14 protein-coding genes, 1 tRNA gene and 1 riboswitch are annotated in these 14701 nt (G+C 71.6%); of the genes, 5 read left to right on the forward strand and 10 right to left on the reverse strand.

Going from position 1 to position 14701, the window contains the following annotated elements:
- Positions 1-60: 60 nt before the first annotated feature.
- Positions 61-1431 (reverse strand): PleD family two-component system response regulator, encoded by a 1371-nt coding sequence (locus tag EDD54_RS04715; RefSeq protein WP_126536106.1) that lies wholly within the window; start codon positions 1429-1431, stop codon positions 61-63.
- A 20-nt stretch (positions 1432-1451) separates the two neighbouring features.
- Positions 1452-1823, reverse strand: a complete 372-nt coding sequence (locus EDD54_RS04720; protein ID WP_126536104.1) for a response regulator — start codon at positions 1821-1823, stop codon at positions 1452-1454.
- A gap of 235 nt (positions 1824-2058) precedes the next feature.
- Between EDD54_RS04720 and EDD54_RS04725 the strand changes: the two genes are divergently transcribed.
- Genes EDD54_RS04725 through EDD54_RS04735 form a run of 3 tightly spaced genes read left to right on the forward strand, consistent with a single transcriptional unit; the run spans position 2059 to position 4354 of the window.
- Positions 2059-2334 (forward strand): DUF3572 domain-containing protein, encoded by a 276-nt coding sequence (locus EDD54_RS04725; protein ID WP_126536102.1) that lies wholly within the window; start codon positions 2059-2061, stop codon positions 2332-2334.
- A gap of 1 nt (position 2335) precedes the next feature.
- Positions 2336-3055, forward strand: coding sequence for a 3-keto-5-aminohexanoate cleavage protein (locus EDD54_RS04730; RefSeq protein WP_126536100.1), 720 nt, complete (start codon positions 2336-2338; stop codon positions 3053-3055).
- Positions 3056-3079: 24 nt separating this feature from the next.
- A complete protein-coding gene (locus EDD54_RS04735) occupies positions 3080-4354 on the forward strand; it encodes a DNA polymerase IV (RefSeq protein ID WP_126536098.1) in 1275 nt (424 codons plus the stop codon).
- A gap of 93 nt (positions 4355-4447) precedes the next feature.
- On the opposite strand, the gene EDD54_RS04740 is transcribed toward EDD54_RS04735, so the two are convergent.
- The 3 genes from EDD54_RS04740 to EDD54_RS04750 all read right to left on the reverse strand — a co-directional run bounded on the left by EDD54_RS04740 (position 4448) and on the right by EDD54_RS04750 (position 8224).
- A complete protein-coding gene (locus EDD54_RS04740) occupies positions 4448-5215 on the reverse strand; it encodes an ABC transporter ATP-binding protein (protein ID WP_126536096.1) in 768 nt (255 codons plus the stop codon).
- Positions 5212-6285, reverse strand: a complete 1074-nt coding sequence (locus EDD54_RS04745; RefSeq protein ID WP_126536093.1) for a FecCD family ABC transporter permease — start codon at positions 6283-6285, stop codon at positions 5212-5214. Before EDD54_RS04745 ends, EDD54_RS04740 begins: the two co-directional genes overlap by 4 nt.
- A gap of 73 nt (positions 6286-6358) precedes the next feature.
- A complete protein-coding gene (locus EDD54_RS04750; protein ID WP_126536091.1) occupies positions 6359-8224 on the reverse strand; it encodes a TonB-dependent receptor plug domain-containing protein in 1866 nt (621 codons plus the stop codon).
- Positions 8225-8356: 132 nt separating this feature from the next.
- On the opposite strand from EDD54_RS04750, the gene EDD54_RS04755 reads away from it, so the two are divergent.
- Positions 8357-9190 carry an ABC transporter substrate-binding protein gene (locus tag EDD54_RS04755; RefSeq protein ID WP_126536089.1) on the forward strand — a complete coding sequence of 278 codons (834 nt, stop codon included), beginning with the start codon at positions 8357-8359 and terminating at the stop codon, positions 9188-9190.
- A 170-nt stretch (positions 9191-9360) separates the two neighbouring features.
- Positions 9361-9591, reverse strand: a riboswitch (cobalamin riboswitch).
- Between the two features lie 86 nt (positions 9592-9677).
- Here EDD54_RS04755 and EDD54_RS04760 read toward each other — a convergent pair.
- A complete protein-coding gene (locus EDD54_RS04760) occupies positions 9678-9962 on the reverse strand; it encodes a hypothetical protein (RefSeq protein WP_126536087.1) in 285 nt (94 codons plus the stop codon).
- Positions 9963-10100: 138 nt separating this feature from the next.
- Here EDD54_RS04760 and EDD54_RS04765 point away from each other — a divergent pair.
- A tRNA-Asn gene (locus tag EDD54_RS04765) sits at positions 10101-10176 on the forward strand.
- 155 nt (positions 10177-10331) lie between these two features.
- On the opposite strand, the gene EDD54_RS04770 is transcribed toward EDD54_RS04765, so the two are convergent.
- From EDD54_RS04770 to EDD54_RS04785, 4 genes are all read right to left on the reverse strand, one after another.
- Complete coding sequence (locus EDD54_RS04770) at positions 10332-11375, reverse strand: quaternary amine ABC transporter ATP-binding protein (protein WP_126536085.1); 1044 nt, start codon at positions 11373-11375, stop codon at positions 10332-10334.
- A complete protein-coding gene (locus EDD54_RS04775; protein WP_126536083.1) occupies positions 11365-12255 on the reverse strand; it encodes an ABC transporter permease in 891 nt (296 codons plus the stop codon). The genes EDD54_RS04770 and EDD54_RS04775 overlap by 11 nt, the downstream gene beginning before the upstream one ends.
- Before the next feature lie 127 nt (positions 12256-12382).
- Positions 12383-13390, reverse strand: coding sequence for an ABC transporter substrate-binding protein (locus EDD54_RS04780; protein WP_126536081.1), 1008 nt, complete (start codon positions 13388-13390; stop codon positions 12383-12385).
- Between the two features lie 149 nt (positions 13391-13539).
- A complete protein-coding gene (locus EDD54_RS04785; RefSeq protein ID WP_208112150.1) occupies positions 13540-14526 on the reverse strand; it encodes a LysR substrate-binding domain-containing protein in 987 nt (328 codons plus the stop codon).
- Between the last annotated feature and the right edge of the window lie 175 nt (positions 14527-14701).

Genomic DNA, 14701 nt, shown 5'->3' on the forward strand with positions numbered 1-14701 from the left:
GCCGCCCCCGGTTCCGGCATCGGTCCGGAACGGGCGGTCTCTGTCGCGCGGGATGCGCGGTCAGGCCGCGGCGGCGACCACGCGGTTGCGGCCGGAGCGCTTGGCCTCGTAGAGCGCGTTGTCGGCCCGCTTCAGGATCGCTTCGGGCGTGTCGCCGACGGTGTCGACCGAGGCGAGGCCGACCGAGATCGTCACCTCGATCTGCCGCGTGCCGCCGGCGATCGGGAACGACTCGGCGGCGATGCGCTGGCGCAGCCGTTCGGCGACGATGCCGGCGACGCGCGCGTCGGTGTCCGGCATCACCACCACGAACTCCTCGCCGCCGTAGCGGCAGGCGAGATCGATGCCGCGGACGCACTTGCGCATCCGCTTGGCGAACTCGCGCAGCACGTCGTCGCCGGCGTCGTGACCGTAGGTGTCGTTGACGCGCTTGAAGTGGTCGATGTCGACGATCAGCAGCGAGAGCTCGCGATTGCGCTGCACCGCGTGGGAGACGAAGGTCGCGAGCTGCGTCTCGAGATAGCGCCGGTTGTTGAGGCCGGTCAGGCCGTCCATCACCGCCATTTCCATGGTCAGTTGGACGCTGTCGCGCAGCTTCTCGGCGTAGCGCTTGCGCCGCACCTGGGTGCGCGTGCGCGCCAGCAGTTCCTGGCGGTCCATCGGACGGACCAGGTAGTCGTTGACGCCGAGGTCGAGCCCGCGCAGGAGGCGCGCGTTGTCCTCGGGCTCGGCGACGATCAGGATCGGGATGGTGCGGGTGCGGTCGAGCGAGCGAAGCTGCGAGCACAGCCGCAGCGCGTCGTAGCCCTGCAGCGACAGGTTCACCACCACGAGGTCGAAGGGCTCCTCGGCGGCGCGGAACAGCGCCTCCTGCGGCTTGGTCTCGACGACGACCCGGTGCTCGGGCTCCAGCGTGCGCTGGATCCGCTCGTAGGACGACGGGCGGTCGTCGACCACCAGCACGTCGCCGGGCTCGCCGCGCGCGATCTCGGCCAGCGCGGCGCGCTCGTCGATCGCCATCCGGCCCTGGGTCGCGCGTAGGTGCAGTTCGTCGCTGAGCTGCTTCAGGCGGACGAGGCTCTTCACCCGGGTGATCAGCTGGACGTCGCCGACCGGCTTGGTCAGGAAGTCGTCGGCGCCGGCCTCGAGCCCCTTGATGCGGTCAGACGACTGGTCGAGCGCGGTGACCATCACCACCGGCACCAGCGCCGTCTTCGGGTTGGCCTTGATCCGGCGGCAGACCTCGAAGCCGTCCATGCCCGGCATCATGACGTCGAGCAGCACGATGTCGAACGGCGCGCGTTCGAGCCGGTCGAGAGCCTCGAGGCCGGAGATGGCGGTCTGGACGTCGAAATACTCGGCCGACAGCCGCGCCTCGAGCAGCTTCACGTTGGCGGCGATGTCGTCGACGACCAGGATGCGTGCGGTCATGCCGGATCTCCCCCGCGAACTCAGCCCTCGCCCAGATAGGCGCGCACCGTCTCCAGGAACTTGGACACGGAGATGGGCTTGGAGATGTAGGCCTCGCAGCCGCCCTGGCGGATCCGCTCCTCGTCGCCCTTCATGGCGAAGGCGGTGACCGCGATCACCGGGATGGCGCGCAGGTCGTCGTCCTCCTTGATCCACTTGGTGACCTCGAGCCCCGAGACCTCGGGCAGCTGGATGTCCATCAGGATCAGGTCGGGATGATGGGCGCGGGCGAGGTCGAGCGCCTCGATGCCGTTCCGCGTCTGGATCGTGCGGTAGCCGTGCGCCTCGAGCAGATCGTGGAAGAGCTTCATGTTGAGCTCGTTGTCCTCCACGATGAGTACGGTCTTTGCCATGCCGATGCTCTTTCCGTGCCGCCGACCCTGTTCAAACGCCGCGAACAGGCTCCGCGGCCACCTCGCCCCGGTGACGCGCGACGCCTGCCCCGCGGCCGGGCGGGCGGAACCGGTCCGAGGTTCCCTCGGGGAGACGGGTGCCTCCCGAGACCCGGCCATGGTATTGGGTAGTAAACTACGGCGGATTCCTTACGTAAACGCAAACGCTAGGATTTTCATGAGGTCGACAGCCCGCATGACCACCGCCGAGGCCGAGGACGTCGCCATCCGCGGCCTCGCCTTCCTCGCCGGCGACCCGGAGGCGCTCGGGCGCTTCCTCGCGCTTTCGGGCATCGGCCCGCGGGATCTGCGCAACGCCGCGGCGGAGCCCGGGTTCCTGGCCGGGGTGATCGAGTTCTTCATGGCCGACGAGGCCCTGCTGCTGGCGTTCTCGCTCAACGCCGGGATCCGGCCGACGATGCTGGCCGCCGCCCGCCACGCGCTCGCGGGCGCCGCCGGAGAGGAGTTCTGACATGATCCAGGCCGCGCTGAACGGGAACCGCAACACCGACTGGCACCCCGCCGTCCCGGTCGGCGCCGACGCGATCGCCGCCGCCGCCGTCGCCGCGGTCGCGGCCGGGGCCGCCTGCCTCCACGTCCATCCGCGCGGGGCCGACGGCCTCGAGAGCCTCGAGCCGGCCGCCGTCGAGCCGGTGCTGCACGCGGTGCGGGCCGCCGTGCCGGGCGTGCCGGTCGGCATCTCCACCGGCGACTGGATCGCCCCGCGCGGCCGCGCCCGGATCGACCGGCTCGCCGCCCTCGTGGAGAAGCCCGACTACGTCTCGGTCAACCTCTCCGAGGTCGACGCACCGGACGTGATCGCCGCCGCCCTCGGGCTCGGCATCGGCGTCGAGGCCGGCCTGTTCGACGTCGCCGACGTCGACCGTCTCGCCACGCTGCCGCAGCGGGGCGCCTGCCTGCGCCTCCTGGTCGAGATCGGCGAGCAGGACGAGGCCGAGGCGCGCGCCGCCTTCGACGCGGTGGTGCTCGCCATCGTCCGGCATCGGCTCGAGGCCCCGCCCCTCGCCCACGGCTTCGACGACCAGCTGTGGTCGGTGAACCGCGCCGCCATCGGCCTCGGCCTCGACATCCGCACCGGCCTCGAGGACGGCCGGCTGCTGCCCGACGGCGGCCTCGCCCGCGACAACGCCGACCTCGTTGCCGCCGCCGTCCGGCTGGTGCAGTCCGGCTGAAACCGAGCGCGCGGGGATCGGGCGATGACGGGCTTCTGCCGAGACTGCCTCGCCGGCGCGGACGCCGGCCGGCGCCGCTGCGCGGCCTGCGGCGGGCCGCGTCTCGTACGCCACGCCGAACTCGATTCGCTCGCGATCGCGCATGTCGACTGCGACGCCTTCTACGCCTCGATCGAGAAGCGCGACGACCCGAGCCTGCGCGACCGGCCGGTCATCGTCGGCGGCGGCAAGCGCGGCGTCGTCTCGACCTGCTGCTACATCGCCCGCATCCGCGGGGTGCGCTCGGCGATGCCGATGTTCAAGGCGCTCGCGGCCTGCCCGGACGCGGTGGTGATCAAGCCGGACATGGAGAAATACGTCCGCGTCGGCCGGCAGATCCGCGCCATGATGCTGGAGCTGACCCCGCTGGTCGAACCGCTGTCGATCGACGAGGCCTTCCTCGACCTCTCCGGAACCGAGCGGCTCCACCACGGCCGCCTGGCCGAGACGTTGGCGCGCTTCGCGAGCCGGGTCGAGCGCGAGGTCGGCATCACGGTCTCGGTCGGCCTCGCCCCCAACAAGTTCCTCGCCAAGATCGCCTCCGACCTCGACAAGCCGCGCGGCTTCTCGGTGATCGGCCGCGCCGAGGCGACGGCCTTCCTGGCGCCGCGGCCGGTGACCACGATCTTCGGCGTCGGCGCCGCCTTCGCCGAGAAGCTCGCCGGCGACGGCATCCGCACCGTCGGCGATCTCCAACAGCTCGACGCCGGCCACCTCGCCCGCCGCTACGGCGCCATGGGCCTGCGCCTCGCCAAGCTCGCCCGCGGCGACGACGATCGCCCGGTCGATCCCTCGCACGAGCGCAAGAGCGTCGGCGCCGAAACGACCTTCGACACCGACATCGCCGACCACGAGGCGTTGCGGCCGATCCTGCGCCGGCTCGCCGAGAAGGTCTCGGCCCACCTCAAGGGCTACGACATCGCCGGCCGCACCGTGACGCTGAAGCTGAAGACGCCCGACTTCCGCCTGCACACCCGCGCCCGCCGCCTCGCCGATCCGACCCAGCTCGCCGACCGCATCTTCCACGCCGCCGACGACCTGCTCTCGCGCGAGCCCGCCGGTACGCCCTACCGCCTCGCCGGCGTCACCGTGTCGGACCTCGAGACCTCGCTCCACGCCGACCCGGCCGACCTCGTCGACACCGGCGGCACCCGCCGCGCCGCCGCGGAACGCGCCATGGACGCCGTCCGCGCCAAGTTCGGCCGCGCGGCGGTGGAGACGGGTCTGGTGTTCGACGACCGGATCAAGAAGGAGCGGTGAGGCGACGGGCGGGCGGCTCCCCTGCCCGACCCGCGCAGCGATCGGCCGAGATCCGGCAAGACTTTAGAAGTCCAGGATGTTGCGCGACGTTCCTTACAATCTGCACGAGGCCGTCAGCACCCTGACACCGTCGGCTTCGCCCTCGGCGAAGCGGACACCGTAGACCGGCTCGAGGACCGCGGGCACCAGTACCTCCGCGGCCGGACCGGCGGCGGCGACCCGGCCGCGCGAGAGGATGGCGGCGCGGTCGGCGAAGCGGGCGGCGAGCGAGAGGTCGTGCATCACCACCACCACCGCCGCGCCGGCGGCGGCGACGCCGGCGAGATGCTCCATGATCGCGAGTTGCTGGCGCGGGTCGAGTGCGGCGGTCGGCTCGTCCGCGATCAGGATCGGCGCCTCGACCGCGAGCGCGCGGGCGAGCGCGACGCGGGCGCGCTCGCCGCCGGAGAGCCGCGTCACCGGCCGGTCGGCGAGCGCGTCCAGTTCGAGCGCGACGAGCAGTGCCGGCACGACGCCGCGCTCGTCGCGGTCGCCGTGCGGATGCCGGCCGATCGCGACCACGTCGGCGACGGGCATCGGCCAGTGCACCTCGTGGCCCTGCGGCAGATAGGCGACGGTTCGGGCGAGCGCCCCCGGCTTCAGCGCCGTCAGCGGGCGGTCGCCGAGGCGGACGCGGCCCGCGTCCGGGCGGACGAGCCCGGCGAGGACGCGGGCGAGCGTCGACTTGCCGGCGCCGTTCGGACCGGCGACGACGAGCAGCCGCCCGGGTTCGACCACGAGGTCGACGCCGTCGAGCACGCGTCGGCCGGCGCGCGCGACCACGATCGCCTCGGCCGTGAGCGTCGGCCCGGCCGCGGTCATCGCTCGGTGCCTCCCTCGACGAGGCTGCGGTGGCGCGCGATCAGCACCAGGAAGAACGGCACGCCGACGAGGGCGGTGACGACGCCGAGGCGGATCTCCTCGGTGGCCGGCACGAAGCGCACCAGCACGTCGGCGGCCGTGAGCAGCGCCGCCCCCGCGAGCGCGGACGGCAGCAGCACCCGCGCGGGGTCGTGGCCGACCAGCGGGCGGACGAGATGCGGCGCCACCAGCCCCACGAAGCCGACGCCACCGGCCACCGCCACCGCGGCACCGACGCCGCAGGCGGTCGCCAGCACGACGCGCAGGCGCAGCGCGGCGACCCGGACGCCGAGGCTCTCGGCGGCCTCCTCGCCGAGGGCGAGCACCCGGAACGCCGGTCCGGCACTGCCGATCAGCACCCAGGCGAGCGCCATGAACGGCAAGGCGATCGCAACGTGTCGCATCGAGCGGTCGTCGAGCGAACCGAGCAGCCAGAACGCGATCTCGAGCGCGGCATAGGGGTTGGGCGCGAGGTTGAGCGCCAGCGAGATCAGCGCGCCGGCGAGCGAGGAGACGGCGAGACCGGCGAGGATCAGCGTCGTCATGCCGGCGCGCGGGCCGGCGACCGCGACCAACAGGAAGATCGAGGCGAAGGCGCCTGCGATCGCGGCCGTCGGGACCCACACCGACAGCGCGTCGGCGGCGCCGAGCGAGAGCACCGTGACCGCGCCGAAAGCCGCGGCCGGCGGCGCGCCGAACAGGGATTCCGAGGCGAGCGGGTTGCGCAACAGGCCCTGCAGCGCCGCCCCGGTCAGGCCGAGCGTGGCGCCGATCGACAGCGACAGGATCATCCGGGGCAGGCGGATGTCGAGGACGATGGTGCGGGCGACGTCCTCGCCGCGGCCGAGGAAGACGTCGACCACGGCCGACCCAGGCAGCGACACCGCACCGAAGGCGAGCGAGGCGACCGCCAGCGCGAGGCAGGCGAGCGCGAGCAGCGGCACGAGCGCGGCGCCCGGCGGCGGCACGCGCGGAACCGCCGGCCCACCGGCCGCCGCCCCGCCCCGTTCCGTCGCCTCGCCGATCGTCATCCCATCCTCGCCCCTGTGCTCGTTCCCGTCCAGCGGCGCTCCGACCGGATGGCGGAGCGGCGCGGGCTCGGGATCAGTACTTGACCTTCAGACCGCCGTAGACGGCGAAGCCGGAGGTGCCGTAGTCGAGCACCTGCTCGTAGTCGGCATCGAAGAGGTTCACCACCCGCCCCGTCAACGACAGCTTGTCGTTGACAGCGTAGTCGGCGTCGAGATCGACCCGGGCGTAGGCCGGCAGCGTCACGTCCTTCGCGGGCCACGTGTTGAAGTCGATGTCGCGGCGCTCGCCGACCAGCACCACCTTGGCGCCGAGCGTGAGCTTGTCGATGCCGGTGTAGCTGACGCCGACGCTGCCGGAGTTGCGCGGCCGGCGGGCGAGCTGGACGTCGGCGTCGAGGTCGCGCGCCTCGAGGAAGGTGTAGCTGGCGGTCAGCTTCAGCGCGTCGGTCAGGCGCCACTCGCCGGAGAGTTCGACGCCCGCGGTCGAGGTGTTGCCGATGTTGACGTAGTGGTTGTTCTCGAAACCGATCATGTCGTCGAAGCGGTTGTAGAACACGGACGCCGACAGCTTGGCGCGGCCGTCGAGCAGCGTCTGTTCGATGCCGACGTCTCCACCGATCGAGCGCTCGGGGTCGAGCCCGGCGGGGTTGGCGTACTGGCTGAACAGCTGGTAGGGCGTCGGCGCCTTGGCGCCGGTGCCGACGCTGGCGCGCAGCACGGTCTCGGTGTCGAACAGCTCGTAGGCGCTGGTCAGCCGCCACGTCGCGAAGCTGCCGGACTGCTCGTAGTCGTCGAGCCGGACGGCGGCGGAGAGGTGCCAGGCGTCGGTCGGCGAGAACTGGTGCAGGGCGAAGGCCCAGCCGTGGTCGAGCCCGTCCTTCACGGCGGACGAATAGGCGAAGCTGCCGTCGTCGTAGTCGTAGAGCGTGTCGACGGACTCGTGCTCGTAGCCGGCGCCGAACACGGCGATGCCCCAGTTGCCGGCGGTGACAGTGCCCTGGTACTCGAGGCCGGCGCGAACGCCGTCGTAGCGGGCGGTGCTGGTGTCCTCGTCGTAGGTGCGGTGGTTGCGGTTGGCGAACAGCGTCAGCGCGCTGGTCCAGCGGCCGTCGAAAGCCTTCTTGGTGACGGTGCCGCGCGCCGACAACAGGTCGGTGGTGCCGTGGTTCTCCGGCGTGTCGTAGCCGAAGCCGTCGTATTGCAGCCGGGTGCGCGCGCCGTCGACGGCGATGTCGATCGCGAGGTCCTCGGCCACCTGCCAGGACAGCTTGCCGTAGCCGGCGAGGCGGCGGGTGCCGTCGTCCTCCGAGCCGCCAGCATAGCTCGAGAAGCCGGAGGTGCCGAGGTTCGAGCCGCCGGCCACCAGCGAGAAGTCGCCGGCGGCTGCCGAGACCGACACGGTCTCGCGGTGGCTGCGGAAGGAGCCGAACTCGGTCGAGGCCTCCGCCGACATCGGTCCTTTCGGCCGCTTGGTCACGATGTTGATCACGCCGCCCATGGCGTCGGAGCCGTAGAGCGCGCTCTGCGGGCCGCGCAGCACCTCGATGCGCTCGACGTTGTCGAGCGGGTAGGCGCCGAAGTTGAAGCCCGCGTCGGTGTTGGAGGGATCGCCGACGCGCACGCCGTCGATCAGCACGAGGCTCTGTCCGTTGGCGGCGCCGCGGATGTAGACCGACGTGTTGCCGCCCTCCCCGCCGGCGGTGTTGAGCGCGACGCCGGGCACGGCGGCGAGCACGTCGGCGAGCGTGCGCGCGCCGGTCCGCCGGATCTCCTCGGCGGTGACGACGGTGACCGCGGAGCCGGCCTTGGAGATCTTCGTCGGCACGCCGCGGAACGGCGCGGTTACGGTGACGGTCGGCGTGTCCGCGGCCTCCTCGGCGCCGGCGGGGGCGGCGGCGATCACGGCGGTGGCGAGGACGGCGAGGCGGACGAGGGACATCGGTTGTTCCGGTCTGAGGCTGACGGCGGCGAAGCGCGCGGTGAGTCCACGGCGGGAGGAGGCGCCCGCGGTCGCGGGTTGCGCGGCGGCGGCGCGGCGTGTTTCCTGCCGGGCGATCGAAGGGAGGACGGCATGGGACGGACGGCGGCGATCTTCGCGATCCTGGCGCTGACCTCCGCCGCTACGGCCGAGGCGGCACCGCGGCGGATCGTGTCGATCAACCTCTGCGCCGACCAACTCGCGCTCGCGCTCGCCGATCCCGGCCAGATCGTCGGCCTGTCGGCCTACGCCCACGACGCCGGCATGTCCTTCCTTGTCGAGAAGGCGCGCGCCTACCCCGAGACCCCCGGCAACGCCGAGGCGGTCTATGCCCTGAAGCCCGACCTCGTGCTGTCCGGCAGCTTCTCCAATCCGCTGACCAACGCCTTCCTGGCCGGCCGCGGCATCGAGACCATGGTGCTGGAGCCCGTGAACTCCTTCGCCGACATGCGCCGGCAGGTCCGCGCCGTCGCCGCCGCGGTCGGCCAGCCAGAACGCGGCGAGGCGATGCTCGCCGACCTCGACGCCGCGATCGCCCGCGCCGCCGCCGTGCGCCCGGACCGCCCGCTGAAGGCGGTGTCCCTGTCGAGGCGCGGCTGGGTGTCCGGCCCGGCCACGCTCGAATCCGACGTGCTCGCCGCGGTCGGCATCGAGAACGCCGCCGGCGCGCTCGGCATCGCCGAGTTCGGCGGCATGGTCGGCCTCGAGCCGCTGGTCGCCTCGCGGCTCGACGCCATCGTGGTCGAGAGCGAGTCGATCGTCGCGGAGGACCAGGGCACCGCCCTGCTCGAGCATCCCGCACTCGCCGACGCCTATCCGCCCTCGCGAAGGATCGTCGTGCCGGGCCCGCTGACGCTGTGCGGGGGACCGGGTGTGATCGCCGCCCTCGACCGCCTCGCGGGCGAGGTCGCGGCGCTGCGACGGTGACGCGTCCGCCCGGCCGTGACGGCCGGTCGTGGACGCTCCGTCGCCCCTGAAGGGGCCGGACACCGTCGTCAGCGAGCGATGCGAACGGAAGGGGGGACGGCGCCAAGGGCGCGCGTCGGCACGGAACGGCACATACGGATCCTCCTCGCCGTCCACCCGACGGCGCGTGGGGTTGTCGATGTGCGCAGGCAGGTCTCCTGGCTCGCGGGTCGACGTCGGGTCCGCACCTTCCCGGGTGCGCTCGGGGCGAGCGCTGCCCAGTGGTCTCGTCGCGGAACGACTCGCCGCTCACAGTTGCGGGGGCAGCCGGGGATTCGGGCCGATGGCCCTCACCCCGTTCCCTCTTCGTCACCGACCGATCCGAGCGGACCGGACGGCGAACCTGCGCACGGGTTCATTCGGGATCCAGCGGTAGGGCAGACAGGGGCCCTCGGCAAGTCCATCTTTCGCCGCAATCGGCGACGGACGGCGGTGTGTCGCCGGGACGTCACTCCGGCCGGCGGCCGTCGATCGGGTCCGGCGGCGTGCCGCTGCGGTCGGCGCGCCAGGCGGCGAGGCGGCGGGCGGTCCACAGTTCGGTGCGCCGGCGCAGCCGCCGCATCACCGGCATGTCGACCGACAGGACGGCCGCGCCGGCCGGCACCATCCAGAATCCCAGAATCGGCAGGAAGCCCAGGAAGCCGAGCAGAATCAGGCCCCAGCCGAGCGTCATGCGTGCGGCGCGCGAACGCGGCAGCGCGATCTCCCGATCGGCGACCTTGATCCTCGGCATACGGAATCCCATGTTTTCTGCGGCGGACGGACGATCGGTGAACCCGATCCGCCGGCCGTCGGTTCCGAAATGACAGATGGGTGTCGAAAGGGGCTTTGCAAAGCCGGAAGCCTTTGCTATACGCACGCCCACCGCTGATCCGCGATAGCTCAGTTGGTAGAGCGTTCGACTGTTAATCGAATGGTCGTAGGTTCGAGTCCTACTCGCGGAGCCAGATTGGCCAGACATGGCAAGATGACGGGCCGGCCCACCTGACGGTGGTGCCGGCCTTCTCTTTTTAGCCCCGTCCCTACCCCGATCCGATACGCACCGGCGACCTGAACCGCCGTGCCCGCGACCGGGCACGGCGCTCGCTTTACTCGCGGCCGCTCACGCCGCCCGCGGCGACGGCGTCACCATGCCGGCCACGATCGCCTCCAGCGTGGTCACGCCGAGCGGGCGGCCGGCGGCGTCCGTCACCACGGCGCGGTCGACGCCGGCAGCCGTGAGGATGCGCGCGGCCTCCTCGAGGCTGGTGTCGGCCGGGATCGACGGCCCCCCGTCGACCGCCCCCGGCCGGACGTAGCCGCCGACCTCGAGCACCCGACCGCGGTTGACCTCGCGCACGAAGGTGGCGACGTAGTCGTCGGCGGGGGCCCGGACGATCTCCTGCGCCGTGCCCTGCTGGACGACGACGCCGTCGCGCAGGATCGCGATCATGTCGCCGAGGCGCAACGCCTCGTCGAGGTCGTGGGTGATGAAGACGATCGTCTTGCGGATCTCCTTCTGCAGGTCGAGCAGCACCGACTGCATGTCGACGCGTATCAGCGGGTCGAGCGCGGAGAAGGCCTCGTCCATCAGGAGGATCGGGGCGTCGATGGCGAGAGCGCGGGCGAGGCCGACGCGCTGCTGCATGCCGCCCGAGAGCTGGTTCGGATAGCGCGCCTCGAAGCCGGCGAGGCCGACGCGCTCGATCCACCGCCGCGAGCGGCGCTCGCGCTCGCCCTGTTCGACGCCTTGGATCCGGAGACCGTAGCCGACGTTCTCGAGCACCGTCCAATGCGGCAGCAGCGCGAACTTCTGGAACACCATCGCCGTGGAATGGCGGCGGTACTCGCGCAGCGCCGCCTCGTCCATCTGGACCACGTCGACGCCGTCGACCAGCACCTTGCCGGCCGTCGGCTCGATCAGCCGGTTGACGTGGCGGATCAGCGTCGACTTGCCGGAGCCGCTGAGGCCCATGATCACCTGGATCCCGCCCGCGGGCATGTCGATCGACACGTCGCGCAGGCCCAGGATGTGGTGGTGCTTCTCGAGCAGTTCGCCCTTGCTCATCCCCTTCAGCACGGCGTCTACGTGCGCCTCCGGCCGTTCGCCGAAGATCTTGTAGACGTGCTCGAGGCGGATCCCGATCGCCTTGCCCTCAGTTGCCATGGACCACTTCCCGGTGCTTCTGGAGGCGACGGCCGAAGGCCTGCGTCGTCCGGTCGAACACGATGGCGATCGCCACGATGGCGAGGCCGTTGAAGATGCCGAGCGCGAAATACTGGTTGGCGATCGACTTCAGGACCGGCTGGCCGAGGCCCTGGACGCCGATCATCGCGGCCACCACCACCATGGCCAGCGCCATCATGATGGTCTGGTTGATGCCGGCCATGATGGTCGGCAGCGCCAGCGGGATCTGCACGTTGAAGAGCTTCTGCGCCTTCGACGACCCGAAGGCGTCGGCGGCCTCCAGCACCTCGCGGTCGACGAGGCGGATGCCGAGGTCGGTCAGGCGGATCATCGGCGGGATAGCGTAGATCACCACGGCGATCAGCCCGGGCACGCGGCCGATGCCGAGCAGCATCACCACGGGGATCAGGTAGACGAAGCTCGGCATGGTCTGCATCACGTCGAGCACCGGGTTGATGATCGAGCGCGCGCGGTTGGAGCGCGACATCAGGATGCCGAGCGGAATGCCGAGCGCCACCGACAGCAGCGTGGCGACGAAGATCATCGAGATGGTCTTCATCGTGTCGTCCCACATGCCGAGCCAGCCGATCACGAGCAGCCCGACGACGGAGCCGGCGACGATGCGGCCGTTGCGGCTCGCGACCCAGACCAGCAGGGCGATCACGGCCAGCACGATCGGCCAGGGCGAACCGGTCAGGAGCTTCTCGGCCCAGATCAGGAACCACTGCAGCGGCTTGAAGAACGCCTCGAGCGAGGGTCCGAAGGCGCGGGTGAACATGCGGAAGGTCTCGTCGATCGCCTTCTTCACGGCGGTGAGATCTTCTGTCGGCATGGTGGGGAAGCGGGTCAGCCAGTCCATGCGCCCTCCGGGAGTTCGAGGAGCGTGTCTCTCGCGTCACCCCCGTTGGACGGCGGGGGAACTGCGGATGTGCGAACGGGCGGCGGCGCGCTCGCGCCACCGTCCGTCGATGTCGGGGGGAACCGGATCAGCCGGCGACCGCCGCCTTGACCTTCTCGGCCGCCTCGGGGGAGACCCACGGCGTCCAGACGTCGGGGTTGTTCTTCAGGAAGTACTTGGCGCCCGCCTCGCCGTCGGCCTGGTTGTCGCTCATCCAGGCGAGCAGCTTGTTGACGGTCTCGTTCTTCCACGAGCGCTTGGTCAGGTACTCGTAGGCCGGGCCGCCGGCGTCCTTGAAGCGCGAGGTCACCACCGTGAACACCTCGGACTTCGCCCAGGCGTTCGGCTTCGGATCGGCGCAGTCCGGCACCGACGAGCAGCGGTCCCACTCGGCCTTGTCGTGGGTGGCGGCCATGTCGAGCTTGACCATCTCGTAGCGGCCGAGGATGGCGGTCGGCGCCCAGTAGTAGCCGAGCCAGCCCTGCTTGGCCTCGTAGGCCTTGGCGATCGAGCCGTCGAGACCGGCGGCCGAGCCGGTGTCGATCAGGTTGAAGCCGGCCGCCTGGGCGCCGTAGGCCTTGTAAAAGTTGGCCGTGGTGACCTGGCAGTTCCAGCCCTGCGGGCAGTTGTAGACCGCGGCCTTGGAGTTGTCCTCCGGGTCCGGGAACAGCTCGGGGTGCTTCAGCGCGTCCGGGATCGACTTGATGTCCGGGTGGGCCTCGGCGAGATACTTCGGGATCCACCAGCCCTCGACGCCGCCGTCCGACAGCGACTCGCCGGCATAGGCGAGCTTGCCCTCGGCGACCGCCTTGTCGAGCAGGTCGCGCATGGCGTTGACCCAGGCCTCGGGGGCGACGTCCGGCTCGCCCTTCTCGATCATCGAGGTCAGCGTCGGCTGGGTGTCGCCGGCGACGAGTTCGGCGTCGCAGCCGTAGCCCGACGACAGCACGATCTTGTCGATCCAGGCGAGCACCTCGGCGCTCTGCCAGTTCATGTTGGCGATGGTGACATGGCCGCAGTCGGCCGCGGCGGCGGTGCCGACCTGGCACAGTCCGCAACCCGCGGCGATCACCGCGGTGGCGAGAAGCTTATTCATCCTTCCGGTCCTCCGGTTACCCTGTCGTTGCCCCTCGATCGGCCGCGGGGCGCGTTGACGTCCGCCCCTTTCGCGACCGAGCCCGGCGGCACTCCCCGCCGCCGGACGTTCCCGCGGACGCGCCCGTTCGGGCCCGCCCGCCAAACCCATCAGCGCTCGCCCGCCACCAGCCGCACCGCCGGCCCGGCGCCGCCGCCCGCGGCGGCCCGGCCGCGCCCGGCGAAGCGGGCGATGATCCAGCTGCGGAAGTCGGCCACCACGGGATCGTCGAGATCCTCGGCGGCCAGCGAGAGATAGTAGCCGAAGCCGTCGTCGCACGCCTCCGCGAAGGGCGCGACGAGGCGGCCGGCGGCGATCTCGCCGGCGAACATGTCGACGTCGGCGAGCGCGACGCCGCCGCCGGCGATGGCGTACTGAACCGCCAGCACCAGAGTGTCGAAGGTGGTGCCGCGCCCGTCCGGGGCCGCGAGGCCGTGACGGCGGGCGAAGTCGTTCCAGAGGTGACCGCGCGGCCGGCCCTCGACGCGCACGTGCAGGAGTTCGTGCCGGGCGAGGAAGCCGGCGAGGTCGAGCCCGTCGCGGGCGATTCCGGCCGCGATCGCCGGCGAGCACACCGGCGTCACGCGCACCAGCCACAGGAGGTCGCGGATCGCGTCGGAGACGCGCGGCAGATCGTACACCACGGCGACGTCGACGTCGCCGGCCGGCAGGCCGGGCGCCAGCGTCGAGACGACGTCGAGCGAGACGTCGGGGAAGCGGGCGCGGAACTCGCCGAGCAGCGGCATCGCCAGTTGCTGCAGGAAGGACGGCGGGAAGTGGACGCGCAGCGTGCGACCGGCGTCGGGCGTGCGGACGCGGATCTCGTCGAGCACCTGCTCGAGCCGGTCGAACGACTTGCCGATCGCCGGCAGCAGCATCTCGCCGGCCCGGGTCAGCGCCACCGTGTGGGCGCGGCGGATCAGGAGCTTCTGGCCGATCAGGTCCTCGAGGGTCGCCACGTGGCGGCTCACCGCGCTCTGTGTCACGCCGATGGCTTGCGCGCCGCCCGTGAAACTCAGATGACGGCCGACGGCCTCGAAGGCGCGCAGGGCATTCAGCGGGATCCACTTCCTCGAGTAGGCGGTGTCCACGGCCATGGCGTCCGAAGTCCCTGTTCGGTTTGGACGGCGGCGGGAAGAACCCTGCCGCCGATCGATCGTCGGCCCTCTAGCGACTTCCCCTTAAGCACTCGTCCGGGCTACCGGTTCGACCGGCGGCCGTGCTGATGTTCGGCTGCGAAACTTCGCGCCGCAAATCCCTTTACCGCATGGG

The organism is Oharaeibacter diazotrophicus (assembly GCF_004362745.1).
Taxonomy (GTDB): Bacteria; Pseudomonadota; Alphaproteobacteria; order Rhizobiales; family Pleomorphomonadaceae; genus Oharaeibacter; species Oharaeibacter diazotrophicus.